The sequence below is a fragment of the Burkholderia sp. JKS000303 genome, from assembly GCF_002563755.1.
In the GTDB taxonomy this organism is placed as follows: domain Bacteria; phylum Pseudomonadota; class Gammaproteobacteria; order Burkholderiales; family Burkholderiaceae; genus Burkholderia; species Burkholderia anthina_B.
Genome location: NZ_PDBZ01000001.1, coordinates 1 through 26,138, shown reverse-complemented (window position 1 = coordinate 26,138; position 26,138 = coordinate 1). Strand labels below are relative to the sequence as shown.

The following is a 26,138-nucleotide window of genomic DNA, read 5'->3' as shown; positions in this document are numbered from 1 at the left end:
CAACAAAGAAGGCAGCAATGAGCGATTACTCCCCCGTTTTTGAAATGTCGATGCCGATCCGCTGGGGCGACATGGACGCATTCGGCCACGTGAACAACACGGTCTATTTCCGCTACATGGAGCAGGCGCGGATCTCGTGGTTCGAGGAACTCGGCATCGCGGGCGGCAACGGCGAGGGGCAGGGGCCTGTCATCGTCACCGCGTCGATGGAATTCCTGAAGCAACTGCATTATCCGGGCGACGTGATCGCGAGGATGTCGGCCGCGAAACCCGGCCGCAGCAGCTTCGACACGGGTTTCGAGCTCACGCGCGCGGATGATCCGCACCACGTCTATGCGCGCGGCAACACACGCTGCGTGTGGGTCGACTACGCGCTCGGCAAGTCGGTTCCGCTGCCGCAACTGCTGCGCGACACGATCGAGCGCGCGCTGGCGGCGAAGGTCGACTGAGCGCGGCAGCGGCAACCCGGCGCCGGCGCGCCGGTGTGTCGCCATGTCCGGATGATCCCCGAATCGGCCGCGTCATGCGGCCGATTGCCATTGCGCCGCCTTCATTGGCCGAGCAGGCGCTGCAACAGTTCCGGCGTATTGTTCGTTCCGTACTTGCGCATCAGCCGCGCGCGGTAGATGTCGACGGTGCGCGAGCTGATGTCGAGCACGCGGCCGATCTGCTTGCTGGTCTTGCCGGTCGCGAGTTGCGCGGCGATCTCGCGTTCGCGCGGCGTCAGCTCGACGGCGACCCGGCGCGTCGCGCTCAGGTCCTCGAAGGTCCACACGCCGGCCGCGAGCGGCGCGGTGCGGTCGAGCGCGCGGCCCGTCACGTGGCACCAGAACAGCTCGCCGTCCGCCCGTTTCATGATTCTGTCATCGGAGTAGATGCCGTTCGCGATCATCACGCGCGAGATGCGCTCGCCGATCCGCTGGAATTCGTCCGGCGACGGATAGAGCACCTCGTAGGATTTTCCGATCAGGTCGGCCCGCGCGCAGCGGAAGATCGACGCGAGCGCGTCGTTGCAGTCCTCGATCACGCGGTCGCGCGACAACACGAGGCCGAGCGGCGCGAGGTGGAAGGCAGTCTGGTAATCGAGAGCAGGCATGGCGCAGGCAAGCGGAGGCAAATGCTTATGTATTTTTGCGTATTGTGCCGCATCCGCGCCGCATCGTACCCTTTCAGGCATCTCGTGGCGGTTTGCCGCGATATAAAAACAGCGCGTTTCGACGCACGCATCGCCGCGCATGCATAGAATGATGCGGCAGGCTTGCGGGCCGTGTAGGCGCGTGAACCGGTTTTGCTGGTTTCCATAGAGGAAGGGACATACAGATGAACAAAGTCTATCCCAGCGCGGCTGCCGCGCTGGAAGGGATCGTCCGCGACGGACAGACCTTCGCGGTGGGCGGCTTCGGCCTGTGCGGGATTCCCGAGGCGCTGATCGCGGCGCTGCGCGATTCCGCGGTCAAGGGCATCACCTGCATCAGCAACAATGCGGGCGTCGACGGCTTCGGTCTCGGCCTGCTGCTGGAAACGCGCCAGATCAAGAAGATGATCTCGTCGTACGTCGGCGAGAACAAGGAGTTCGAGCGCCAGTACCTGGCCGGCGAACTCGAGCTCGAATTCACGCCGCAGGGCACGCTCGCCGAGAAGCTGCGCGCCGGCGGCGCGGGCATCCCGGCGTTCTTCACGAACACGGGCTACGGCACCGTGATCGCGGAAGGCAAGGAAACGCGCCAGTTCGGCGATCGCCACTACGTGCTCGAGCCGTCGCTGACGGCCGACGTCGCGCTCGTGAAGGCGTGGAAGGCCGACAAGTCCGGCAACCTGATCTATCGCCGCACCGCGCGCAACTTCAACCCGATGTGCGCGATGGCGGGCAAGATCACCGTGGTCGAAGTCGAGGAGATCGTCGAGAACGGCGCACTCGATCCGGACCAGGTCCATACGCCGGGGATCTTCGTGCAGCGCATCGTGCTGAACGCGACGCCTGAAAAACGCATCGAACAACGCGTCGTACGCGCGAAAGGAGACTGACATGGCCTGGAATCGTGACCAGATGGCCGCGCGCGCGGCGAAGGAACTGCAGGACGGCTTCTACGTGAACCTCGGCATCGGCCTGCCGACGCTCGTCGCGAACCACGTGCCGGAAGGCGTCGAGGTGTGGCTGCAGTCGGAGAACGGCCTGCTCGGCATCGGCCCGTCGCCGACCGACGACGAAGTCGACGCCGACCTGATCAACGCCGGCAAGCAGACCGTCACGACGCTGCCGGGTTCGTCGATCTTCTCGTCGGCCGATTCGTTCGCGATGATCCGCGGCGGCCACATCAACCTCGCGATCCTCGGCGCGATGCAGGTCAGCAAGAGCGGTGACCTCGCGAACTGGATGATCCCCGGCAAGATGATCAAGGGGATGGGCGGCGCGATGGACCTCGTCGCGGGCGTGGGGCGCGTGGTCGTGCTGATGGAGCACGTCGCGAAGGGTGACCAGCACAAGATCCTCGAAGCCTGCAACCTGCCGCTGACGGGCGTCGGTGTGGTCGACTTGATCATCACCGATCTCGGCGTGATCGAAGTGACGCCGGCCGGCCTGAAGGTGCTGGAGCTCGCCGACGGCGTGAGCGCCGAAGAGATCCAGACGAAGACGGGCGCGCCGCTCGACGTGAGCGCGGTCGCATAAGTTCGCCGCGCGCGAGCGCGGTCGCGACGCCCCGCATGCCGGACAACGGCATGCGGGGCGTTTGTCATTGGAGGCGCGCGCATGCCGATGCTTCCAGCGCGTGCCGACCCGCGCGGGCGAAGCGGTTTACAATCGTTTGCATCGGGCAACGCGTGCGTTGCCCGCCGCACCGCCCACGTTCGACAGGATGCCAACGATGCCAACAACCTCAGCGAATCCTCCGGTTCCCCGTCTGCGACGCGTGCAATGTGCAAGCGCCGCCGGCCTTCATCATGTCGCCTATACGGAATGGGGCGACCCCGCCAATCCCCGCGTGCTGCTGTGCGTGCACGGCCTGACCCGCTCGGGGCGCGATTTCGACCGGCTTGCCGCGGCATTGTCCGACACGTATCGCGTCGTCTGTCCCGACGTCGTCGGGCGCGGCCGGTCCGACTGGCTTGCCGATCCACGGCATTACGCGATTCCGCAATATGCGGCCGACATGGTGACGCTGATCGCGCGGCTCGATGTCGAGTCGGTCGACTGGTTCGGCACGTCGATGGGCGGGCTGATCGGCATGGCGCTCGCGGGGCTGCCCGGTTCGCCGCTGCGCCGGATGATCGTCAACGACGTCGGTCCGCGCATCGAGCCCGATTCGCTCACGCGCATCGGTGAATACCTCGGTGTGCAGCCGAGCTTTGCGACCGAGCAGGAAGGCATCGACTACCTGACGTCGCTGTCGTTGCCGTTCGGCGCGCTGAGCGGCGACGAGTGGCGCGAGATCAACGGGCCGTTGCTGCGCGAGCTGCCCGACGGCCGTTGGACGATGCGCTACGATCCGCGCATCGCCGAGCCGTTCAAGGCGACGACCCCGGAGCTGGCGGCGCTGGGCGAAGCCGCGCTGTGGCGAGCGATCGAGACGACCGACGCGTCGCTGCTCGTCGTGCGCGGCGAAAGCTCCGACTTGCTGTCGCGCGAGACGGCAGCCGAGATGGTGCGTCGCGGCCGGCATGTGCAGCAGGTCGAGATTGCGGGCGCCGGCCATGCGCCGGCGTTCATCGGCGCCGACCAGATTGCGCTGGCCCGCCGGTTTTTCGTCGAAGGCGACGCATAATCGCGTCATAATATGCGGTTCGGCGGCACGCGGGCCGCGTTGTCGCCGATTCTTCACTCATTCACAAGACCGGAACATTCCATGGCAGTCATTCGTCACCACGTCGGGGCCCGTCTCTCCGAAACCGCGATCCACAACGGTACCGTGTATCTGGCCGGCCAGATCGCCGAAGACACCACGCAGGACATCCGCGGCCAGACGCGCGAAGTGCTCGGCCACATTGATCGCCTGCTCGCCGAAGCGAACAGCGACAAGGCGCATCTGCTGTCGGTGCAGATCTACATTTCCGATCTCGCGAACTTCGAAGGCATGAACGCGGAGTGGGACGCGTGGGTCGCGCAGGGCAACACGCCGCCGCGCGCCACCGTCGAAGCGAAGCTCGCGGATCCCGCGTTGCTCGTCGAGGTCGTCGTCGTCGCCGCGCAGCGGAGCTGAGCGAAGCACACCGACGATGATCGCATTGCGCCAGGCCGTACGATGACCGAGTCCGCTTCCGCTTCTTCCGTCGCGACCCCGTCGTTCGACGACGTGCTTGCGTTCGTACGCGAGCGGGCCGGCGACGCGCGCCTGTCGTCGGGCGAACTGCTCGCCGATCACTCGGCGGGCACGGCGTCGATCATGCGCACGCTGAACGTCGATCCGCATGCGATGCAGGCGGCGGCGTTGTTCGTGCTGACGCCGCATCTGAGCGACCCCGGGCGCGAGCTGACCGAGCGCTTCGGCGAAGAGGTCGCGCGGCTCGTGGCCGATGTGCGCAAGCTGCTGCGGCTCGGCACCGTCAGCCTGCGCGCTGCGCAGAACGCGATGCCCGACACCGGGCGCGACGCGGCGGAAGAGCGGCGCACGCAGATCGAAGCGTTGCGCAAGATGCTGCTCGCGTTCGCGCAGGACATCCGCGTGGTGCTGATCCGGCTCGCGTCGCGCCTGCAGTCGCTGCGTTACTACGCGGCGGCGAAGATCGATCCGCCGCCCGACGTCGCGCGCGAGACGCTCGAGATCTATGCGCCGCTCGCCAACCGGCTCGGCATCTGGCAATTGAAGTGGGAGCTTGAGGATCTCGCGTTCCGCTTCGAGGATCCGGTTACCTACAAGCGCATCGCGAAGCTGCTCGACGAGAAGCGCATCGAACGCGAGGCGTATGTCTCGCAGGCGATCGAGCGGCTGCAGCACGAGCTGGCGGAGGCGCACATCCCGGCCGACGTGAGCGGGCGGCCGAAGCATATCTACAGCATCTGGCGCAAGATGCGCGGCAAGGAGCTCGATTTCTCCGAGCTGTACGACGTGCGCGCATTCCGCGTGATCGTACCGGACATCAAGGATTGCTACGCGGTGCTCGGCATCGTGCATCACCTGTGGCAGCCGGTGCCGAAGGAATTCGACGACTACATCTCGCGGCCGAAGCCGAACGGCTACAAGTCGCTGCATACGGTCGTGATCGGCGACGACGGCCGCGCGTTCGAGGTGCAGATCCGCACGCAGGACATGCATCGCTTCGCCGAGTACGGCGTCGCCGCGCACTGGCGCTACAAGGAAGCGGGTGCGCGCGGCTACGGCGGCCAGTTCTCCGCGAGCGACAAGTACGACGAGAAGATCGCGTGGCTGCGCCAACTGCTCGCGTGGAAGGACGACGTCGAGGACGGCACCGAAGTATCGGGCGACAAGGCGTGGGCGCAACTGCGCGAGACGTCGCTCGACGACGACCACATCTACGTGCTCACGCCGCAGGCGCGCGTGATCGCGCTGCCGCAGGGCGCGACGCCGGTCGATTTCGCGTACCACCTGCACAGCGAGCTGGGTCATCGCTGCCGCGGCGCGCGCGTCGACGGCGTGATGGTGCCGCTGAACACGTCGCTCGCGAACGGCCAGACGGTCGAGATCGTCGCGGTGAAGGAGGGCGGCCCGTCGCGCGACTGGTTGAACCTGCAGCTCGGCTACCTGAAGAGCCCGCGCGCACGCCAGAAGGTGCGTGCGTGGTTCAATTCGATCGAGCAGGAAGAGAACATCGCGCACGGCCGTGCGCTCGTCGAAAAGACGCTGCAGCGCGAAGGCAAGACGTCGGTCAACCTCGACAATCTCGCCGCGAAGCTCGGCTTCAAGTCGCCCGACGAGTTGTTTTCGGTGGTCGGCAAGGAAGAGTTCAGCCTGCGCAACGTCGAGCAGGCGCTGTCCGATGCGCCGCCGCCGGAGCACGCGCCCGAGGCGCCTGCCGATTTTGAAAAGCGCAGCAGCGGGGCGAGCGTTGCGCACGGCGCGTCGACCGGCGTGCTGGTGGTTGGTGTCGATGCGCTGCTCACGCAGCTCGCGCGGTGCTGCCGTCCGGCACCGCCCGATCCGATCAGCGGTTTCGTGACGCGCGGCAAAGGGATGTCGATTCACCGCAGCGATTGCCCGACTTTCCAGCGGATGGCCGACCGCGCGCCGGAGCGCGTGCTGCAGACTACCTGGTCGGCCGACGTGCTCGGCGGGCGCGGCGCGTCCGTCTACCCGGTCGACCTGATGATCGAGGCGAGCGATCGCCAGGGATTGCTGCGCGATATCTCCGAAGTGTTCGCGCGCGAGAAGATCAACGTGGTCGGCGTGAAGACGCAGAGTCGCCGCAATGCGGCATTCATGCAGTTCACGGTCGAGGTGTCGAACTCGGCGCAGGTGCAGCGCGCCTGTACGCTGCTCGGCGAAGTGCCGGGCGTCGTGCGGGCGGGGCGCAAGACGTGATGGTCCTGTCTTGGGGTTGGAACATCGTTATTTTGCTGCGACCGCATAAAAACACTTGCCAAGTTAGCAGGTGCTCCATATAATCTTAGCTTCACTAGGCTCGTAGCTCAGCTGGTTAGAGCACCACCTTGACATGGTGGGGGTCGTTGGTTCGAGTCCAATCGAGCCTACCAACGAATTGAGAATGCCCGGCTTCCGGGTATTCGATGCAGTAAATAACTCAACGCAAACAAGGCGAATACGGTTATGACACCGCGAACGTTGACCGAAACTATTTCGGAACGACGCTAGTCGAGGAACGTTTTCGCCCTTTCAGTCTGAGTGAAGTATCGAATGCGGCCCCTCGAAAGCGGGGCCGCATTTTTTTTGTCGCGAAATTTCGCGCGTGACTTTTATATCGCGTGCCTGGTTTGCCGCCCACTGTTGGCATCACGGAGATTGCTATGGTTTCGATACGCTTGCCTGACGGCTCAGTTCGACAATACGAGCATCCGGTGACAGTTGCCGAGGTTGCTGCCTCGATCGGTCCCGGCCTTGCGAAAGCTGCGCTTGGCGGCAAGCTCGACGGCGAGCTCGTCGACACGTCCACGGTCATCGATCGCGACGCAGCGCTCGCGATCGTCACGGACAAGGATGCCGACGGTCTCGACATCATCCGTCACTCGACCGCGCACTTGCTCGCGTACGCCGTGAAGGAACTGTATCCGGATGCGCAGGTGACGATCGGTCCGGTGATCGACAACGGCTTCTATTACGACTTCTCGTACAACCGTCCGTTTACGCCGGAAGATCTGGAAAAGATCGAAAAGCGCATGCAGGAAATCGCGAAGAAGGACGAGCCGGTGACCCGCCGCGTCGTGTCGCGCGATGAGGCGGCCGGCTATTTCCGCAGCATCGGCGAGAAGTACAAGGCCGAGATCATCGAGTCGATTCCGCAAAGCGACGACATCAAGCTGTACTCGCACGGCGGCTTCACCGACCTGTGCCGCGGCCCGCACGTGCCGTCGACCGGCAAGCTGAAGGTCTTCAAGCTGATGAAGGTCGCAGGCGCGTACTGGCGCGGCGACTCGAAGAACGAGCAGCTGCAGCGTATCTACGGCACGGCCTGGACTAGGAAGGAAGACCAGGATCAATACCTGCACATGCTCGAGGAAGCGGAAAAGCGCGACCACCGCAAGCTCGGCAAGCAGCTCGACCTGTTCCACATGCAGGAAGAGTCGCCGGGCATGGTGTTCTGGCATCCGAAGGGCTGGGCGCTGTGGCAGCAGGTCGAGCAGTACATGCGCCGCCGCGTGAACGATGCGGGCTACCTCGAGATCAAGACGCCGATGATCATGGACCGCTCGCTGTGGGAAGCGTCGGGTCACTGGCAGAACTACCGCGAGAACATGTTCACGACGGAGTCGGAGAAGCGCGACTACGCGATCAAGCCGATGAACTGTCCGGGTCACGTTCAGGTGTTCAAGCACGGCCTGCGCTCGTACCGCGACCTGCCGCTGCGCTATGCGGAATTCGGTTCGTGCCATCGCAACGAGGCGTCGGGCGCGCTGCATGGCCTGATGCGCGTGCGCGGCTTCGTGCAGGACGATGCGCACATCTTCTGTACGGAAGAGCAGTTCATCGCCGAGTCGATCGCGTTCAATACGCTGGCGATGAGCGTGTACAAGGATTTCGGGTTCGAGCACATCGACATCAAGCTGTCGCTGCGCCCCGAGCAGCGTGCGGGTACCGACGAAACGTGGGATCGCGCCGAGCAGGGCCTGCGCGACGCGTTGACGGCGTGCGGCCTGTCGTGGGAAGAGCTGCCGGGCGAGGGTGCGTTCTACGGCCCGAAGATCGAATACCACATCAAGGATGCGCTCGGCCGCTCGTGGCAGTGCGGCACGCTGCAGCTCGACATGGTGCTGCCGGAGCGCCTCGGCGCCGAGTACGTCGCGGAAGACAACAGCCGCCGCCGGCCGGTGATGCTGCACCGTGCGATCGTCGGTTCGATGGAGCGATTCCTCGGTATTTTGATCGAGCACCATGCCGGTGCGATGCCGGTCTGGCTCGCGCCGTTCCAGGCAGTTGTGCTCAATATCGCCGAAAGTCAGGTGGAATATGCACAATCTCTGACCCAAACGTTGCAAAAACAAGGGGTTAGAGTGGCGGCCGATTTGCGCAACGAGAAGATTAGCTATAAAATACGCGAGCACACGCTGGAAAAGGTGCCTTATCTCCTCGTCGTGGGTGATAAGGAGCGTGATGCGCAAACGGTAGCCGTGCGTGCCCGTGGCGGCGTCGATCTTGGCGTTATGCCGATCGAAGCCTTCGTTGAGCGTCTGCAGGAAGACCTGCGCTCGTTCAAGTAACCGCCCTGGCAGCGCGGCTCGTTTTTTTAATTTTTAGAGGAAACGTAACATCGCTACTGATAAGTCGTCGCATCGCATCAACGGTGAAATCACTGCGCCGGAAGTGCGTCTGGTCGGGATCGAGAACGAACCGCTCGGTATCGTAAAACTCGCTGATGCTTTCCGTAAATCGGAAGAGTTGGATGTTGATCTGGTAGAAATCGCGCCGCAAGCGGTTCCGCCGGTCTGCCGTCTGATGGACTACGGCAAGTTCAAGTATCAGGAGTCCAAGAAGCAGCATGAGGCGAAGCTGAAGCAGAAGGTCATCCAGGTGAAGGAAGTCAAATTCCGCCCGGGTACCGATGACGGGGATTACAACGTCAAGCTCCGCAACCTCACGCGCTTCCTCGAAGAGGGCGACAAGACGAAGATCACGTTGCGTTTCCGCGGCCGTGAAATGGCTCACCAGGAGATCGGTATGCGGATGCTTGAGCGTCTGCGCACGGATCTCGAGGAAGTTGGCCAGGTTGAGCAGATGCCGAAGATGGAAGGGCGCCAGATGATCATGGTGCTCTCGCCGAAGAAAAAGAAGTAACGGGCCCGCGCGCGATGCGCGCAGGTTCGGCAAAGTGGTTCGGTGCGTGGCCCGGTCAGGGCGGCGCGCCAACGATGACGGCGGCTGCGCAAGCGGCTCGCCGTACACAAGTGGACTTGGGTTTCGAAGGGCGGGTCAAGGGCGCAAGCCAACCGCACACCCATGGCCATCTAATAAACTGGAGTTGTTCGTCATGCCTAAGATGAAGACCAAGAAGAGTGCTGCAAAGCGCTTCGTGGTGCGTCCGGGCGGTACCGTCAAGCGCGGTCAAGCCTTCAAGCGTCACATCCTGACCAAGAAAACCACGAAGAACAAGCGTCACCTGCGCGGCGCAACGGCAGTTCATGATTCCGATCTGAACTCCGTCCGCGCGATGCTGCCGTTCGCGTAACCCCTCAACTGATACTCTAAGGAGAGAAACATGCCTCGAGTCAAACGTGGGGTAACCGCACGGGCCCGCCACAAGAAGATCATCAACCTGGCCAAGGGTTATCGCGGTCGCCGCAATAACGTCTATCGCATCGCCAAGCAAGCGGTGATGCGCGCTGGTCAGTATGCGTACCGCGATCGCCGCAACAAGAAGCGTGTGTTCCGCGCACTGTGGATCACGCGTATCAACGCGGCAGTTCGCCAGCACGACATGACCTACAGCGTGTTCATCAACGGCCTGAAGAAGGCGTCGATCGAACTCGACCGTAAGGTCCTGGCCGACATGGCGGTGTTCGACAAGGCTGCTTTTGCTGCGATCGTCAAGCAGGTGAAAGCCGCCGTTGCAGCCTAATTGCGAAATTAGCACTGCGTGGTTAGTTGCAGCGAGGTTCCGGTAGTCTCGGCCGCTGCAGCGAAAACGGGGCTCTTCCGAGCCCCTTTTTTGTTTGGCGGGGCGATTTCGCACGCCAAGATCGAATGACGTTGGAAATGATGGGATCTATGGATCTGGACCAGATTGTCGCCGACGCGCAGCAGTCCTTCGAACAGGCTGCCGACATCACCACGCTCGAAAACGAGAAAGCACGATTTCTCGGCAAGTCGGGTGCGCTGACCGAGTTGCTCAAGGGCCTCGGCAAGCTCGATCCCGAAACACGCAAGACCGAAGGCGCGCGCATCAACGTCGTGAAGCAGCAGGTTGAAGCCGCACTGACCGCCCGTCGCCAGGCATTGGCCGACGCGCTGCTGAATCAGCGCCTCACTGCCGAAGCGATCGACGTGACGTTGCCGGGTCGCGGCGCCGGTGCAGGCAGCCTGCACCCCGTGATGCGCACGTGGGAGCGTGTCGAACGGATTTTCGGCTCGATCGGTTTCGACGTGGCCGACGGCCCCGAAATCGAGACCGACTGGTACAACTTCACGTCGCTGAACAGCCCGGAGAACCATCCGGCGCGTTCGATGCAGGACACCTTCTACGTCGAAGGCAAGGATGCCGACGGCCGTCAGCTGCTGCTGCGCACGCACACGAGCCCGATGCAGGTGCGTTACGCGCGCATGAACCGTCCGCCGATCAAGGTCATCGCGCCGGGCCGCACGTATCGCGTCGACAGCGATGCGACCCACTCGCCGATGTTCAATCAGGTCGAGGGGCTGTGGATCGACGAGAACATCAGCTTCGCCGACCTCAAGGGCGTCTATACCGATTTCCTGAAGAAATTCTTCGAGCGCGACGACATCCTCGTGCGCTTCCGTCCGTCGTATTTCCCGTTCACGGAACCGTCGGCCGAGATCGACATGATGTTCGAGCACGGCAAGAACGCCGGCAAATGGCTCGAGATCTCGGGCTCGGGGCAGGTGCATCCGACCGTGATCCGCAACATGGGCCTCGATCCCGAGCGCTATATCGGCTTCGCGTTCGGCAGCGGCCTCGAGCGCCTGACGATGCTGCGCTACGGCGTCCAGGATCTCCGGCTGTTCTTCGAGAACGACCTGCGTTTCCTGCGCCAGTTCGCATAACGCACGCGCCGCGCCGACATGTGCCCGCGCATGCCCCGCCGGACGTTTCCGCGGGGCCCGGGCGTCGATCTAACCTGTTTCGAACGTAGACATCCATGCAATTCCCTGAATCCTGGTTGAGAACCTTTGTCGACCCGCAGCTGACGACCGACGAACTGTCGCACGCGCTGACGATGGCGGGGCTCGAAGTCGAATCGCTGAGCAAGGCTGCGCCGCCGACGTCGAAGATCGTCGTCGGTCGCGTGCTCGAAGTCGTCAAGCATCCGGATGCGGACAAGCTCAATGTCTGCCAGGTCGACGCCGGCACCGGCGCGACGCTGAATATCGTGTGCGGTGCGCCGAACGTGGCGCCCGGCATCAAGGTGCCGGTCGCGCTGGTCGGCGCGGAACTGCCGCCGGCAGAAGAGGGCGGCAAGCCGTTCGCGATCAAGCTGTCGAAGCTGCGCGGCGTGGAGAGCCAGGGGATGCTGTGCTCGGCACGCGAGCTGAAGCTGTCCGAAGATCACAGCGGCCTGCTGATCCTGCCGGAAGACACGCCGGTCGGTCAGGACATCCGCGATACGCTCAATCTCGACGACACGGTCTTCGAAATCAAGCTGACGCCGAACAAGGCCGATTGCCTGTCGGTATTCGGCATCGCACGCGAGACGGCCGCGATCACGGGCGCGCCGCTGACGCCGGTCGACATCCGCCCGGTGCGCGCCGAACTCGACGAGACGCTGCCGGTGCGCATTGCCGCGCCCGATCTGTGCGGCCGTTTCTCGGGTCGCGTGATCCGTGGCGTGAATGCCCACGCGAAGACGCCGCAGTGGATGGTCGAGCGCCTCGAGCGTTCGGGCCAGCGCAGCGTGTCGGCGCTCGTCGACATCTCGAACTACGTGATGTTCGAGCTCGGCCGTCCGTCGCACGTGTTCGATCTTGACAAGATCCACGGCGGTATCGAGGTGCGCTGGGGCAAGCGCGGCGAGTCGCTGAAGCTGCTGAACGGCAACACCGTCGAACTCGATGAAACGGTCGGCGTGATCGCGGACGATCATCAGGTCGAAAGCCTTGCGGGCATCATGGGCGGCGACAGCACGGCCGTCACGCTCGATACGACCAACATCTATCTGGAAGCGGCGTTCTGGTGGCCGGACAGCATCCGCGGCCGTGCGCGCAAGTACAACTTCTCGACCGATGCGGCGCATCGCTTCGAGCGCGGTGTCGACTACGCGACGACCGTCGAGCACGTCGAGCGCATCACGCAGCTGATTCTTGAGATCTGCGGCGGCAAGGTCGGCCCGGTCGACGATCAGGCGGTGAACCTGCCGCAGCGCGCACCGGTGAAGATGCGCGTGTCGCGCGCGAACCGCATCATCGGCGTGAAGATCGACGCCGACGAGATCGCGAACATCTTCACGCGCCTGCGCCTGCCGTTCGAGCGCGACGACGACGCGTTCCTGGTCACGCCGCCGTCGCATCGCTTCGACATCGAGATCGAGGAAGACCTGATCGAGGAAGTGGCGCGCATCTACGGTTTCGAGAAGATCCCGGCACGTCCGCCGGTCGCGACGAGCGAGATGCGTGCGACCAACGAGACGCGACGTTCGATTCACGACATCCGTCATGCGCTCGCGGCGCGCGACTATGCGGAAACGGTCAACTTCAGCTTCGTCGACGCGGAGTGGGAGCACGATTTCGCAGGCAACGACAATCCGATCCGCCTGCTGAACCCGATCGCGAGCCAGCTTTCGGTGATGCGCACGACGCTGTTCGGCAGCCTGATCTCGGTGCTGCGCCACAACCTGAACCGTCGCGCGGATCGCGTGCGCGTGTTCGAGGCGGGCCGCGTGTTCCTCGCCGATTCGTCGGCGAAGGCGGGCGAGTTGACGGTCGAAGGCTACACGCAACCGAAGCGTGTCGGCGCACTGGCTTACGGGCCGGCGGTCGACGAGCAATGGGGCGTGGCGACCCGCGCGGTCGATTTCTTCGACGTGAAGGGCGATCTCGAGGCGCTGCTCGCGCCGGCGGCTGCGCGCTTCGTGAAGGCCGAACATCCGGCGCTCCATCCGGGCCGCAGCGCGCGCATCGAAGTCGATGGTCGCGCGGTCGGCTGGATCGGCGAGCTGCACCCGCGCCTGATGCAGAAGTACGAGCTGCCGCACGCGCCGGTGATGTTCGAAATCGACTCGGACGCGCTGATCGCGCGTGCGCTGCCGGTACCGACCGACGTGTCGAAATTCCCGCCGGTTCGTCGCGATATCGCCGTTGTCGTCGATCAGGCGGTCGAGGTTCAGGCACTTTTCGACGAAATGAAGAAGGCGCTGGCCGAAGACGCCTGCCGATTCGTTCAGAAGGTTGTACTCTTCGACGAATTTCGTGCAAAATCAAATACTTCCGGTGGTCTTGCCGGGCATGAGAAGAGCCTTGCCTTCCGCGTGACGCTGCAGGACGCGGCGGGTACGCTACAGGACGAGGTCGTCGATCAGGCGATCCAGACGCTGGTCGAGCGGATGGCTCGTGCCGGTGCGCGTCTGCGCGGCTAAGGAGAGGAGCCGCCCGTTCGCGGGTGGCTCTTTTCTCCATCGTAAGTTTTGGTTTAACGCGCTGTATGGCAGATATGAACGACATGACCTCGAGTGAATTCGAAGCCCTCCTGACGGCGCAACGCAGCGCCATGAACCGCGACGCTTCGGCGCCGGCGTCCACCGAGACGCCGACGCTGACGAAAGCGGAACTGGCGGAGCTGCTGTTCGACAGCGTCGGGCTGAACAAGCGTGAAGCGAAGGACATGGTCGAGGCGTTTTTCGAAGTGATCCGCGACGCGCTCGAAAACGGTGAAAGCGTCAAGCTGTCGGGGTTCGGCAACTTCCAGCTGCGCGACAAGCCGCAGCGTCCGGGCCGCAATCCGAAAACGGGCGAGGCGATTCCGATCGCAGCCCGCCGGGTGGTAACCTTCCACGCAAGCCAGAAGCTGAAGGCGCTGGTCGAAAACGGCGTGGAGTAAAGCCGCGCGCCGACGTTTCCGCGCGGCCGCCGCGCACCCTTTACCGACGGTTAACCGACGATGACCACTACGGTTGAGAAAGTCGTCTTGCCTCCGATTCCCGCGAAGCGCTACTTCACGATCGGTGAAGTCAGCGAACTATGCGGGGTCAAGCCGCACGTGCTGCGGTATTGGGAACAGGAATTCACGCAGTTGCGGCCGGTGAAGCGGCGCGGCAACCGCCGGTACTATCAGCACCACGAAGTGCTGCTGATCCGGCGGATTCGCGAGTTGCTGTACGAACAAGGGTTCACGATCAACGGGGCACGCAACCGGCTCGATTCGCCCGGCAGCGAACGCGTGGCGGCGGCACCGGCCGACCCCGAAGCACCGGCCGCCGATGTGCGCGTACCGGGCAAGCCGGGGACGACGGTCGACGTGGTCGCATTGCGGCAGGCGCTGCTCGACGTGCTTGACGGACTGAAGCACGACTGAGCGAGATGCTCGAATCAATAAAAAAGCCCGGTTGGCGAAGCGCCACCGGGCTTTTTTCATGCGCGCGGGCTGCGTTCGTCAGCGCGACGCGAGCGGATTCGGCTGCCCCATGTCGACGACCAGCGTGCCGTCCGGCAGCATCCGCACCGAACCCTGCGCGACCTGGCTGCGGTAGCCGTAGAGATCGAAACGCATCGGGCCGGCCGCGGCCGAGTTCCGGATCAGCGCGCGCACGTTGAGTTCGAGCACGTTGAACATCTTCATGTCGCCGCCTTCCATCCACATGTAGCTCGGCGCGTCGATCTGCGGCCGCTGCGGCGCCGGCGCGTCGGCGGCGCGCCGGAACGTGAGGCGCAGCCCGTCGCGCTCAACCGTCGCCTGACCGAGCTTGCCGTTGAGCATCGGTGGCGGAAACACCGTGTACTGGTCGAGCACGAGCGTGTCGCCGCGCAATTCAGCGCCGCGTCGCTGCAGCGGCGTCAGCGACGCGAGCTCGATGCCGAGCGAGCGCAACAGCTTGGCCTGCGGGACGCCGAGCACCGACACCTGCGACGGCTTGAACGCGAGGTGCCGGTCGTCCAGCACCGACAGCGAGCCCTTCATGTCGGTCGGCAGCCACACGCCCGGCACGTGATTCCACAGCTTGATGCCGCCCTGGACGCGCAGGTTCTGGCCGTCCGCGCTCAATTGCAGGTCGTTCAGCGAGCGTGGCGAGTAGTCGAGCAGATAGTTGTTGAAGAGCGCCGACATCGCCTTCCAGGACTCGACGACCGTACCGCCGAGAATGCGGATGTCGTACTGGTTCGGATCGTCGAGGTCGACCGGTTCGCCGGGGCGTTTCGCAACCAGTTGCGCGTCGAGATCCTCGACATGGAAGCCGATGTCGCCGGACAGGATGAAGTCGACGTTGTGCAGATGGATCGTCGGGTGGCGATTCGACACGTGCCGTTCGTTGAACGGGGTCGTCGACGAACGTCGCATCGCGATTTTCTGCATGCCTGGCTGCGCGGCGCCGGCCGCGAGCGCAAACGCTTCCCAGTGCTGGCGCAAATCGCGCAGGGCGTTCTGTTGGGCGGCGAGGAAGCTGTCATTCAGGCGAGCGGCCGCGTTGCCGAGCGGGGCGCCGCTGGCCGGGCCCGCGTACGACGGCATCCGGATCGTCATCGCGCCGTTTTCGTTGAAATTGAAATAGCCGGCCGACACCTGATCGCGATAGTGGTACAGGTCGAACACAAAGTTCTGGTTACGCTTGGTCGGATCGACGGGGCCGATCAGGATATCGGCGTTCATCGGCATTGAGCGCATGAACTTCACGTCGCCGCCGCGAATGTACATTGCCTGTTGCGGTGCGTTCGCGGGCAGCGCGAAGCCGGCATGCGTGCCGTCGTCCAGCGTCAGGTCGAGGCCGGCCGGCGTCACGCGCAGCGCGGTGATCCTGATCTTCAGTCGCGGCGGCGGCATCAGTTTGTCGACCGACATCACGAGGTCGTCGCCGGCGAGCCGCGCGATCGGCGTTTCCACCTTCAGCAGATCGGCCATCTTCACGTTGGCCGCGCGCATCACAGGCTGTGCGTTGATGCCCGACACGCGCACGCCGGTCGGGTGGAACACGAGCTGGCTGCCGTCGCGGATCGTGAGCGTGCCGGTCAGCGAGAACGGCACCCAGCCGTCGCGTTGCATCTCGCCTTGCAGATGGATCACGCCGTCGCCGGCCGATACGACGAGCTTGCGCAGCGGCGCGTTGCGATAACCGAAGATGTACGTATTGAACAGCGCCGTCAGTTTCGCGTTGTCGAGCGTGACGGCGCCTTCATGCACGTCGATCTCGAAGCTCGTCGGATCGTCGAACACGATCGGCGCGCCGGCCTGCGTCGGCACGAGTGTTGCGGACAACTGATGGATGAAGAAGCCGAGGTTGTTGACGATGCGAAAATCGACGTCGCGCAGAAACGTCATCGCACCGTTCTGACCCGAGTCGCGCAGCGAAAACGGGCGCGGTTGCGTGAGGCTGATGGATGCGAGCGACGGCACGGCGCGCGCGATCTGCTGCTCTTGCGCAAGACGTTCCGCTTTGGCGCGTTCGATCTTCGTCGATCCGATCGCGGCATTGCCGTCGCGCTGCGCGGCAGGTTCCGCACAGCCGGCGCAGAGCAGCGTGAGCGCAAGCGTGCCGCAGCCGAGCGCACGGGACGTGCCATATGAAATCGAAATGGCCGCGCGTCGCGGGCCGAACATCCAGTCGAAAATTGCCAAAGGCGAGCGATGGCCGCGCCGGACCGCATTCCGCATCGTCTGTCTCCATGTCTTGTCATGATCGACGAGTGCGCGCGGCCGATGCACGGCGACGAACGTCGATGCCGTGCAGTGTGTCATAGCGCGCTAGAGCGGCGTTACCAAACAGCGGGACTCGGGGCGAGCGCGGCCGGCGCGCGGCACGACAACGGGTTCGCGGCTGCAGGGCGACAGGATCAAACGGTCGTTTGGTTTTGTTTTCGAGGGGGCAACCCGCCCGGCGCCGGATCGGCAACCCGGCGTCAGTGTTGACCGCCGCCGGGTGACGCATCGGCCGAACCGCGCGACCGATTCGGGAGCGGCAATGGGGCGAGTTCGCTATTGTCGCTGGCGGGCGCGATCAGACCAGCAGGCGCTGCCGGATCGCGTTCTGCGTCGTCTGATCGAGTTGCAGGCCGTTGTCGATGTACGACGCCATCGACCCGTACGATGCGGTGACCTGATCGTATGCCGCTTGCAGGTAGGCCGTTTGCGCGCCCTGCAGCGCGGCCATCATGTCGGCCGCATCCTGTCCGCCGCTCTTCTGCGCCTGCGCGACAGATGTGGCGATTTCGGATGCGCTGTACACGTTGGTCAGCAGGTAATCCGCGAGAATCGTCTGCTGCGGGACGCCGACGATCGTTTGCAGAATGGCCGCGGCCCAGCCGGTGCGATCCTTGCCGGCCGTGCAGTGAAAGACGAGATTGCCGCCGGACGCGGCAAAACCGGCGAACAGCGCGTGGTAGCTCGTCCGTGCCGTTTCCTTCGTCACGAACGCCCGGTACATGGTCTGCATGAAGGCTGCGGCGGTTGCACCGTTGGTCGGAAGCGGACCGATGTCGGTGACGCCGAGCACGTTGAGGTTTTGCCATATGGCGCCGGCCAGCGGCACATCCGGCTGCGCGTGGATTTCGGACGTCGTGCGCAGATCGCAGACCTGCGTGATGCCGAGCGTGTCGACCGTCGCGACGTCGGCAGCGGACAACGCGAGCGCAGAGGACCGGTAGATCACGCCTTGTTTCATCGCTGCGCCGCTTGCCGTCGCGTAGCCCGTTCCATCGGGTCCCGCGGTGTCACGAAAGTTCGCGGCCGAACCGAGTCTGGGCGTCGTGACCGGGGCGACCGAAATCGAGTCGCCGCCGCACGCGGACAGCAGCGACGTGCTTCCGAGCGCGAGGCCTAACGTGCCGGCGCCCAGCCGAAGAAATTGTCGACGGGAAAGTTCGTTTTTCTGGTTCATTCACAGGCCTTTGTCGGAGACTGTTACAGGAGTCGCGATCCCCGGTTGCGATCGGGAGTGCTGCTGGCGCTTTCTGCGTGACGCGGCAAAGCACGGCTGGGCCGCGTCGATCGACATGCGGCCGGACGATTCGCCGTGCACGTTGCGTTCGCGCCGGGTAAGCGCACGGTAGCGATCCGTGACGAAACGGCCATCGTCCTTTTTGATTAGGCGGGAATGAGGGAAGGGCTTTGCTGCGACGCTGCGCGCGCGTGGGTCATCGGCGCATCTGCCGAAAAATTTCACAAGAATGGCCACAAAATGCATATGACCCGTTCTAAACCGGACAACTGTCTGTTATAATTTTTTTCTCTCGGGGCGTAGCGCAGCCTGGTAGCGTACCTGCATGGGGTGCAGGTGGTCGGAGGTTCAAATCCTCTCGCCCCGACCAGACAAGAACCCGCGTCAGTTCAGGCTGACGCGGGTTTTTTCTTGGTGCTCAATTTTTGAGCAAATTAGAGACCGTATTAGAGAATCCCTAATATCGGGCCGCATCTTATGCCGATTTCGGCGTCGGCAGGTGCAGGACGACGTTCGAGCGTGGCACCTCGCGCGACTTGATGTAGGTCTCGGTTGTCGCCGTGTCGGTATGCGCGCCGGCGACGCGCAGGTCTTCAATCGCGTAGCCTGCACGCTTCGCGTCGGTCAGAGCCTTCGCGCGGATGTCCTTGATCGTGTAGGGTTTTCCCTTGATCGACGCGTCGAATTTCTCCACCCGTTTGATCGCGCCATCCCACGCGTCGCGGCACGCCTGGTCTGTCTTCGGATTACCCTTTTTGTCCCTGATCACGTACGTCTGGCCGAAGGGTGGGTCGAGCAACTTCGCGCGCGCGAGCACCGCGTCGATGTCCGGCGTCAGCGGCCAGTCGACGGCCTCGCCGCTCGAATCCTCGGTCTTCGTCGGCACGAAGTGGATCACGCCAGCCTCGCGGTCGATCTGGTCCCAGCGCAGCAGGCGGATTTCCGTCGATCGCTGGCACGTCAGGTAGCACAGGTCGACGAAGCACTGCATCATCGGGCCGGTCTGAACCTTCCCGACGATCGTCGTCTCGTTCGGCTTCCCTTCGTTTTTCTTGTACCGGTAGGTCATTAGCGCGGCGCGGATCGCGAGGAAGTGCCGGTCGGGGATGTAGACGTCGCGGTCCTTCGGCTTCTTGACCTTGACCTCGCGGCACGGGTTCACCTGCATCAGCTTCTTCCGGCGGATCACCCAACTGAAGAAGCCCGACAGCCACGCCTTCATCGCGCGCTGCATCGGCAGCTTGTCGCTCCAGCTCTTCGCGAGAAAGTCCTCGACCGCGCCGGCGTCGATCCGCTCGACGTTCCACTCGCGCAGCGACTCGAGCACGGCGTCGCCGCGCCGCACCCACTCGTCACGGTAGCTTTCCGCGTACTTCATTTTGTGCGTGTCGACGTACTCGCCGACCAGGCGCGGCAGGTTCGCTGGTCTACGCCCACGCGATCAAGATCGCGCCGGGCACCGGGCTGTTCGCGTTCATGCAGCAGCAGGCCGCGGCGGCCGAAGAGGCGAAGAAGGCCGCGACCAAGCAATCCACTTAGGAGCAGGGCATGCCTGACGGCGGCACGAAGACGACCATCGACAGCGCGATGGTAGGGCGCGCCACGGGCCAGACGCCCAACTACGGCGTCGTCGATTCGCGCTACGTGATCGCGGGCACGACGACCGCATGGATGTCGCCGGGCCCGGGGTTGCCGCCGCTGACCGAGTTTCCCGGCGCCCAGACGCGCGGCCGCCAGTTCGACTTCCCGGTCAACGTAAAGCTGAAACCGCGCAACTCGTCATCGCGAAGATCAACGAGACGGCGACGCAGCTGGGCTACCTTCCGGGCCTCGCACACGCCGCGCGCGACGCGTTTGCGTCGATGTGGGACGCCGCGATGAACTGGGGCCGGCCGATCACGATCGAGGACCAGATTCGCAACCTCACTGGCCAGATCAGTTCCGGTATCGCGAACACGTCCAGCGTCGATCCGCTATCGCAAGGCGAGGGGGCGCTGTCGCCGAACGAAACAGACGCCGACGTCGCGGCGAAGCGCATCCAGCGGCGCCAACTGCAACAGCAGCGCGACCTGAAGGAATCGGCCGCCGGCGCGATGGCGCAATCGGAGGCGCTGCAGCAGAAGGGCGCGGAGGCCGTGCGCACGCTGCGCGGCGAATGGAAAGGTCTCGGCGGCGACGTGAAGCTGGCGAACGACGAGATCGCGCGCTTCCGGCGAACCATCGACGATGCGAAAGCGGCTGCGAAGGATTCGGGGTCTGCTGTTCCGGACGACATCAAGTCGATGATCGCGCGGCAGCCTCAAATCGAGGCCGAAATCCGGAAGAAGTACGACAGGCACGACTTCAAGAAGACGGGCGGCGGCATCACTGCGATGCACGACTACTCGTACGAGAACGCGCAGGCGCAGGCTCGGTTGAACCTGCTGAAGGAGAACCTGAAGGCCGAACAGCTCGAGCTCGACAAGTCGTACAAGGGCGGTCAAGTGTCGCTGCAGACGTACTATGCCGACCGCTTGCGCATCACGCTCGCCGGCATGGACGCCGAGCGCGCGGTGCTGAAGACCCAGCTCGATGAGACGAAAGCGCTGCAGTCGCAGGCGCGCAACCCGGCCGAGAGCCTGTCGCTCAAGACGAAGGAAGTCGAGATCGAGGGGCGGCTCGCGGTGATGGAGCGTCAGCGTACGGCGGCCGTCCAGCAGAGCTCGCAGGAGGTGCGCCAGGCACTGAACGACGAGCTGCGCGCGTTGCAGGACCTCGACGCGAAGCGCGAGCAGTCCGCGGCCACGCAGGCGCAGCGGCGCGCGACTGCGGTCGCTGAGCAAGAGCTTCGGCAGGGGCGGATCACGCAAGCGCAACTGCTCTCGCTGGAGGAGCAGTTCGAGCAGCAGAAAACCGACCGCGCGATCGCCGCGCTGCAGAAGCGGCTCGACACGGAAGTCGGCCTGACGGTCGAAGCGCAGCGGAAGATTCAAGACCAGATCGACCAACTGCGCGACGAGTCGCAGACGCGCCAACTCGAGTACAGCATCAAGTCCAACGAAGCGATGACCGCCGACGCGCAGAAGGCGGCGGACTCGATCGAGCAGGGCTTTTCGAAGACCTTCGCATCGTTCGTCGACCACACCGAAACGGCTTGGCAGGCCGTCAGCAACTTCGGCAAGAACATCGACCAGATGCTGGTCCAGATGGTTTCGAAGAAGCTGTTCCAGCAGCTGTTCGAAATGCCGATCGGCGAAGGCGGCACGTCCGCCTCGGGCTGGCTGACGAAGGGTCTCGGCATGCTGTTCGGCGACCATCGCGACAGCGGCGGATCAAACCCGTCCGGCGCATTCGGCTTTTCGACCGGGCTCGAAGGCACCGCGCGCGCGGTTGCGTCACATATGAACGGCGGCTCCGCGCTCATGGGGCTCGGCGCGGGAGCGCCGATGAACGTAGCCGAGATGCAGACCACCATGCAGACCGCGAGCCAGCTCACGGCCGCGCAGGCGACCGTGGCGACGATGACGGTCGGGACGATGATCGGCGCTGGCGGTTCGGGCGGTTCTGGCATGGGAGGAAGCCTCGACAGCCTGTTGGGAGGTCTCGGCCAAGGTGACATGGCCGGCGCATTCGGGTTCACGGCCACGGGCGTGACCGGCTCGGCTGACGCGGTCGCGGCTGGTGCGATGAGCTCCGACACTGGCGGCATGTCAGCGCTGATGGGGCTTGCGTCGTTCGACGTGGGTTCGCCGTACGTGCCGAACGACATGATCGCGCAGATCCACCAGGGCGAGCGCATCACGCCGGCCTACCTGAACCGGCCGGAACACAACTTCGGGTCAGTCGCCGTCACCAACAACTTCCACTTGCCGCAGCAGATGGACATGCGCACGCAGAGCCAGATCGCGGCGGCGGCCGGCGCCGGCATGCAACTCGCAATGCGGAGGAACGGGTAAATGACGACGCCATTCCTCGAGACGCCGCGCTTTCCCGACGATCTCGCGTATTGGGCGCGCGGCGGCGTGTGTTTCAGCACGACGATCGCCGAGACGACGTCCGGCCGCGAGCAGCGGAACATCCTGTGGAAGTTTGGCCGCGGTTCGTGGGACCTACAGAACTGCTTCCGCACCGGCGACGGTGTGCAGGACGCGTATTCGGTCCAGACGCTGCGCAACTTCTTCCGGATCGTGAAGGGGCAGGCATACGGGTTCCGTTTCCGCGACTTCACCGACTACATGGACGAAGGGCAGGGGCTGCTCGGCATCCAGACGACCTTCGGCCAGGACGTTGTGCCGACCGGCGCCGGCAACGGCACGCCGACGCTGCAGCTGTACAAGAAGTACGCGGCCGCGCCGCTCGCCGACTATCGGCTGATCGCGAAGCCGCTCGCGGTGCAACTGCAGCGCAACGGCGCGACGCTCGTCGCCGGCTCGTCGCCCGGTAACTACAGCCTCGACACGACGACCGGCCTTGTGACGTTCGTCGCCGACAACAGCGCGGCCGTCACCGGCTGGACGCCGGGCGCGACGACGCAATTCACCGTCGCGTCCGTGCCGTCGGGCTGGACTGTCGGGAAGATGCTGTATTTCACGGGCGTCACCGGCACGGGTGCGTCGGCAGTGAATGGCGTTGCGGTCGCCATAACCGCGGTAGCCGGGACGACGATCACGCTCGGCGTCAGCACGACGGGGCTCACGCTGAGCGGGGGCACCGCCGCGCTGTACCCGCAGGTGACTGATTCGCTGACGTGGACCGGCACGTTCGATACGCCGGCCCGCTTCGCGACCGACAGCTTCCAGCCGCAGCCCGACATCGGCACCGGCGCGCTTTATGGGTTCCAGACGCTGACGCTAGTGGAGATTCGCACGTGAGGAACATCAGCACGGCGATGCTCGGCTACCTCCAGGCGCATGTGCGAACTCTGTCGACCTGCTGGGCGATCGTACGCACGGACGGGAACGCGTTCTACTTCACCGACCACGACGCGCCGATCCTGTACAACGGCAACATCTACCAGCCGGCGGCGGGCTTTTCGTCGTCGGCGATCGAGTCGAACAGCGATCTGTCCGTGACGAACCTCGAGGCGGACGCGCTGTTCGACGGGACGGTCTTGCGCAGCGACATTCAGGCCGGCGCGTGGGATCTCGCGACGATCACGATCTTCCTCGTGAACCCCAGCGACCTGACCGCAGGCCAGGCGACGCTGACGTCCGGGCAGCTCGGCCAGTTCCAGCTGTTCAACGCGAAGTTCAAGGTCGAGCTGCGCTCGCTCGCGCAGATCATGCAGCAGGGCTTCGGCGACTTCTTCTCGCCGACGTGCCGCGCGACGTTCGGCCAGACCGGGAACTTCCAGTGCAATCTCCCGGGCGGTCTCGGACCGCTCACGTTCACCGGCACGGTTGCCGGTGTGTCGTCGCAAGCATCGTGGACCGACCCGTCGCTCACGCAGACCGGGCCGACGTCGACATACACGGACACCGTCGGGCAGCGCGTGCCGTCGACACCGCCGTACCAGATCCAGATCGTGCCTCCGGACGGCGGTTCGTTTGCAGGTGCCGGCACCGTGCAGGTGCTGGACTCGGGCGGCAACGTGTTGACGCAGGTAACTGGCTCGCCTGCGTCGGGCCAGTACAGCTGTTCGTCGACCGGCCTGCTGACGTTCAACGCCGGAAACGCGAACTGGGAAGTCTTCATCAACTACAGCTACGGCATCGGCTACTTCGCATACGGGGCCGTGAAGTGGCTCACGGGCGCGAACGCGGGCTATTCGATGGAGGTGAAGCAGTTCTCACCGGGTCTCGTCGTTCTCGCGCTGCCGATGATCCATCCGATCGCGGTCGGCGACACGTACCAGATCGTCGCCGGCTGCGACAAGCAGTTCGGCACGTGCAAAAACCGGTGGAACAACGTCTTGAACTTCCGCGGCGAGCCGTACATGCCGGGCAACGACACCGTTCTCAAGATCCACGTCGACTCGTGAGGAACGCTATGAATGACCGCATCGTCACGCGGAAGCAGTTCGTGGCCGAGGCCCGGACGTGGATGGACACGCCGTTCAAGATGCAGGGGCGGTTGAAGGGCGTCGGCGTCGACTGCGCGGGCCTGATCATCGAAACCGCGCGCGTGCTCGGCCTGACCGAGTTCGACTACACCGCGTACCGCCGGCCGAAGGGCGACATGATGCGCGAGTTCGCTGACGACTTGATGGATCCGATCCGGGCGGACGAGGCCGACGCGGCGGACGTCATGCTGTTTCGGTGGGGTAACCACAGCACGCATATCGCGCTGCTTACGGGACCGCGGTCGGTGATCCATGCGCATGCGCCGAATCGCAAGGTGGTCGAGCACGACCTGTCCGACGACATGCTCCGCTTCCTCGAGCGCGCGTATCACATCCGGGGGATCGTCTAATGCAGCTCGCATTGGGCGTCATCGGCGGCGCGGTCGGCGGATTCTTCGGCGGCGCGCCGGGTGCGCAGGCCGGGTTCCTGCTCGGCTCGATGATCGGCGCCCTGTTGTTCCAGCCGAAACCGCCGGAACTGCCCGACCTGAAGATCCAGAGCGGTGGCTACGGCAAGTTCATCCCGCGCCTCTACGGCCGGTACCGCGTCGCAGGGACCGTGATCTGGGCCGGCCCGGCGACGCAGGTCACCGAGGACAAGAAGAAGGCGCCGATGCAGGCGGCCATCATTCCGCTCGCCATCGCGCTGTGCCGGGGGCCGATCACGGGCGTGACGCGCATCTGGGCGAACAGCAAGCTCGTATACGACGTCACGAACCCGGCGAACTTCCAGAGCATTTCCGGCTCGGCGCAGATGATCTCCGGCTTCACCGTCTACAACGGCGACGAGAACCAGATGCCCGACGCGACGATGCAGTCGTATCTCGGTACGGGCAACGTGCCGGCGCACCGCGGCATGGCCTACGTGGTCTTCTCGGCGCTGGACCTACTGAACTACGGCAACGTCATTCCGCAGTTCGAGTTCGAGGTGACGACAGCCGCGGTGATGAACGGTGTGGGGGGCATCGCGTCGAGCTTCTCTTACTCGTTCACCGACGGGCAGTCCACCGCCGGTGCGTGGCAGATGCCGAACATCACGGCCAGCGGCGGAATCGCGATGGGCGTGGCACAGAATCCGTTCGGTGCTTCGCGCGCGATCGAGGCGCAGATGTCGGCCTACGGGTCTACGCAGCTGCCATCATCAGCTTCGTCATTCGGCTACAACCCGCTCGGCGACTTCAAGGGCACGTCCGACGTGCCGGGCTTCATCGACATCAACAACAACCGCTGGGTGATGGTCGACGCGACGTACTCGACGTTCGCCAGCGGGTTCTTCTCGGGGTCTTTCAACAGCTACTGGCGCAACGGCGCCGACTTCTACGCGTCCGGCACAAGCTCGCTGGGCGCGTCGCGCCCGGTGGTGCGGTCGTCGATGCCAGCGGCGTTCAAGACGGTGCAGCCGCGGGGTCGTGCTGGCCACCAGCGTGTCGATCGCGAACGGGTTCACCATCGTCGGCGGTACGGCGAGCTACGTCTACGCCGCGGGCGGCGACGGCAACCTCTACCGGCTCGACCGCAACACGCTCGCCACCGTGACCACGTGGCCGCTCGCGGTCAGCGTCGTCACCGGGGCGTGCTCGACGACGACCACATCTTCCTCTATGCCGGCGGGTCCGGCCAGTTGCTGTACATGTTCCGGCCGTCCCAGAACACGACCACGCAGCTCGGGAGCATCGGCGACACGAACCCGTACTCCATGACGGCGATCAGCCAGAACTTGGTGAT

23 protein-coding genes, 2 tRNA genes and 1 pseudogene are annotated in these 26,138 nt (G+C 64.4%); 22 read left to right on the top strand and 4 right to left on the bottom strand.

Features of this window, described 5'->3' with window-relative positions; translation table 11 throughout:
- The first annotated feature begins 17 nt into the window (after positions 1 to 17).
- Entirely contained in the window at positions 18 to 449 is a 432-nt protein-coding gene (locus tag BX604_RS00130) for an acyl-CoA thioesterase (RefSeq protein ID WP_098549027.1), read from the top strand.
- A 101-nt stretch (positions 450 to 550) separates the two neighbouring features.
- Here BX604_RS00130 and BX604_RS00125 read toward each other — a convergent pair whose 3' ends face one another.
- Positions 551 to 1,096 carry a LuxR C-terminal-related transcriptional regulator gene (locus BX604_RS00125; RefSeq protein ID WP_098549026.1) on the bottom strand — a complete coding sequence of 182 codons (546 nt, stop codon included), beginning with the start codon at positions 1,094 to 1,096 and terminating at the stop codon, positions 551 to 553.
- Positions 1,097 to 1,320: 224 nt separating this feature from the next.
- Between BX604_RS00125 and BX604_RS00120 the strand changes: the two genes are divergently transcribed.
- From BX604_RS00120 to BX604_RS00050, 14 genes are all read left to right on the top strand, one after another.
- Positions 1,321 to 2,025, top strand: a complete 705-nt coding sequence (locus BX604_RS00120) for a CoA transferase subunit A (protein ID WP_012328363.1) — start codon at positions 1,321 to 1,323, stop codon at positions 2,023 to 2,025.
- A 1-nt stretch (position 2,026) separates the two neighbouring features.
- On the top strand, positions 2,027 to 2,668 hold the full coding sequence (locus BX604_RS00115; protein ID WP_098549025.1) for a CoA transferase subunit B: 642 nt from the start codon (positions 2,027 to 2,029) through the stop codon (positions 2,666 to 2,668).
- Positions 2,669 to 2,864: 196 nt separating this feature from the next.
- Positions 2,865 to 3,761 carry an alpha/beta fold hydrolase gene (locus BX604_RS00110; protein ID WP_098549024.1) on the top strand — a complete coding sequence of 299 codons (897 nt, stop codon included), beginning with the start codon at positions 2,865 to 2,867 and terminating at the stop codon, positions 3,759 to 3,761.
- A gap of 81 nt (positions 3,762 to 3,842) precedes the next feature.
- Positions 3,843 to 4,196, top strand: coding sequence for a RidA family protein (locus BX604_RS00105; protein WP_098549023.1), 354 nt, complete (start codon positions 3,843 to 3,845; stop codon positions 4,194 to 4,196).
- A gap of 42 nt (positions 4,197 to 4,238) precedes the next feature.
- A complete protein-coding gene (locus BX604_RS00100; RefSeq protein WP_098549022.1) occupies positions 4,239 to 6,473 on the top strand; it encodes a RelA/SpoT family protein in 2,235 nt (744 codons plus the stop codon).
- A 96-nt stretch (positions 6,474 to 6,569) separates the two neighbouring features.
- Positions 6,570 to 6,646 (top strand) — tRNA-Val (locus BX604_RS00095).
- A 270-nt stretch (positions 6,647 to 6,916) separates the two neighbouring features.
- Entirely contained in the window at positions 6,917 to 8,824 is a 1,908-nt protein-coding gene (gene thrS, locus BX604_RS00085; RefSeq protein WP_098549021.1) for a threonine--tRNA ligase, read from the top strand.
- Between the two features lie 49 nt (positions 8,825 to 8,873).
- A complete protein-coding gene (gene infC, locus BX604_RS00080) occupies positions 8,874 to 9,398 on the top strand; it encodes a translation initiation factor IF-3 (RefSeq protein ID WP_080681331.1) in 525 nt (174 codons plus the stop codon).
- A 193-nt stretch (positions 9,399 to 9,591) separates the two neighbouring features.
- Positions 9,592 to 9,789 carry a 50S ribosomal protein L35 gene (gene rpmI / locus BX604_RS00075; RefSeq protein ID WP_004191477.1) on the top strand — a complete coding sequence of 66 codons (198 nt, stop codon included), beginning with the start codon at positions 9,592 to 9,594 and terminating at the stop codon, positions 9,787 to 9,789.
- Between the two features lie 30 nt (positions 9,790 to 9,819).
- Entirely contained in the window at positions 9,820 to 10,179 is a 360-nt protein-coding gene (gene rplT, locus BX604_RS00070; protein WP_004192938.1) for a 50S ribosomal protein L20, read from the top strand.
- 149 nt (positions 10,180 to 10,328) lie between these two features.
- Positions 10,329 to 11,342, top strand: a complete 1,014-nt coding sequence (gene pheS / locus BX604_RS00065) for a phenylalanine--tRNA ligase subunit alpha (protein WP_175802148.1) — start codon at positions 10,329 to 10,331, stop codon at positions 11,340 to 11,342.
- A 95-nt stretch (positions 11,343 to 11,437) separates the two neighbouring features.
- Positions 11,438 to 13,867 (top strand): phenylalanine--tRNA ligase subunit beta, encoded by a 2,430-nt coding sequence (gene pheT / locus BX604_RS00060; RefSeq protein ID WP_098549020.1) that lies wholly within the window; start codon positions 11,438 to 11,440, stop codon positions 13,865 to 13,867.
- A 74-nt stretch (positions 13,868 to 13,941) separates the two neighbouring features.
- Positions 13,942 to 14,328: an integration host factor subunit alpha gene (locus BX604_RS00055; RefSeq protein WP_006753316.1), complete on the top strand. Its 387-nt coding sequence runs from the start codon at positions 13,942 to 13,944 to the stop codon at positions 14,326 to 14,328.
- Positions 14,329 to 14,388: 60 nt separating this feature from the next.
- Positions 14,389 to 14,802, top strand: coding sequence for a MerR family transcriptional regulator (locus BX604_RS00050; protein WP_098549019.1), 414 nt, complete (start codon positions 14,389 to 14,391; stop codon positions 14,800 to 14,802).
- Between the two features lie 78 nt (positions 14,803 to 14,880).
- Here BX604_RS00050 and BX604_RS00045 read toward each other — a convergent pair whose 3' ends face one another.
- Together BX604_RS00045 and BX604_RS00040 are read right to left on the bottom strand one after the other, a co-directional pair.
- Entirely contained in the window at positions 14,881 to 17,091 is a 2,211-nt protein-coding gene (locus BX604_RS00045; RefSeq protein WP_098552648.1) for a hypothetical protein, read from the bottom strand.
- A gap of 343 nt (positions 17,092 to 17,434) precedes the next feature.
- Entirely contained in the window at positions 17,435 to 18,202 is a 768-nt protein-coding gene (locus BX604_RS00040; RefSeq protein WP_257146374.1) for a tyrosine-protein phosphatase, read from the bottom strand.
- A 464-nt stretch (positions 18,203 to 18,666) separates the two neighbouring features.
- Here BX604_RS00040 and BX604_RS00035 point away from each other — a divergent pair.
- Positions 18,667 to 18,743 (top strand) — tRNA-Pro (locus BX604_RS00035).
- 105 nt (positions 18,744 to 18,848) lie between these two features.
- Here BX604_RS00035 and BX604_RS00030 read toward each other — a convergent pair.
- The gene (locus tag BX604_RS00030) at positions 18,849 to 19,751 is read right to left on the bottom strand and encodes a tyrosine-type recombinase/integrase (protein WP_098549017.1); all 903 of its coding nucleotides are present in this window, start codon (positions 19,749 to 19,751) and stop codon (positions 18,849 to 18,851) included.
- 170 nt (positions 19,752 to 19,921) lie between these two features.
- Between BX604_RS00030 and BX604_RS38180 the strand changes: the two genes are divergently transcribed.
- The 6 genes and pseudogenes from BX604_RS38180 to BX604_RS00005 form a co-directional block, all read left to right on the top strand.
- Positions 19,922 to 20,254: a hypothetical protein gene (locus tag BX604_RS38180; protein ID WP_143333920.1), complete on the top strand. Its 333-nt coding sequence runs from the start codon at positions 19,922 to 19,924 to the stop codon at positions 20,252 to 20,254.
- Positions 20,251 to 22,308: a hypothetical protein gene (locus tag BX604_RS00025; protein WP_143333919.1), complete on the top strand. Its 2,058-nt coding sequence runs from the start codon at positions 20,251 to 20,253 to the stop codon at positions 22,306 to 22,308. Before BX604_RS38180 ends, BX604_RS00025 begins: the two co-directional genes overlap by 4 nt.
- On the top strand, positions 22,309 to 23,223 hold the full coding sequence (locus BX604_RS00020; RefSeq protein WP_098549015.1) for a DUF2460 domain-containing protein: 915 nt from the start codon (positions 22,309 to 22,311) through the stop codon (positions 23,221 to 23,223).
- Positions 23,220 to 24,332 carry a DUF2163 domain-containing protein gene (locus BX604_RS00015; RefSeq protein WP_098549014.1) on the top strand — a complete coding sequence of 371 codons (1,113 nt, stop codon included), beginning with the start codon at positions 23,220 to 23,222 and terminating at the stop codon, positions 24,330 to 24,332. Before BX604_RS00020 ends, BX604_RS00015 begins: the two co-directional genes overlap by 4 nt.
- 8 nt (positions 24,333 to 24,340) lie before the next feature.
- Positions 24,341 to 24,763 carry an NlpC/P60 family protein gene (locus tag BX604_RS00010; protein WP_098549013.1) on the top strand — a complete coding sequence of 141 codons (423 nt, stop codon included), beginning with the start codon at positions 24,341 to 24,343 and terminating at the stop codon, positions 24,761 to 24,763.
- An 11-nt stretch (positions 24,764 to 24,774) separates the two neighbouring features.
- A pseudogene (locus BX604_RS00005) lies at positions 24,775 to 26,138 on the top strand (hypothetical protein); the annotation flags it as partial.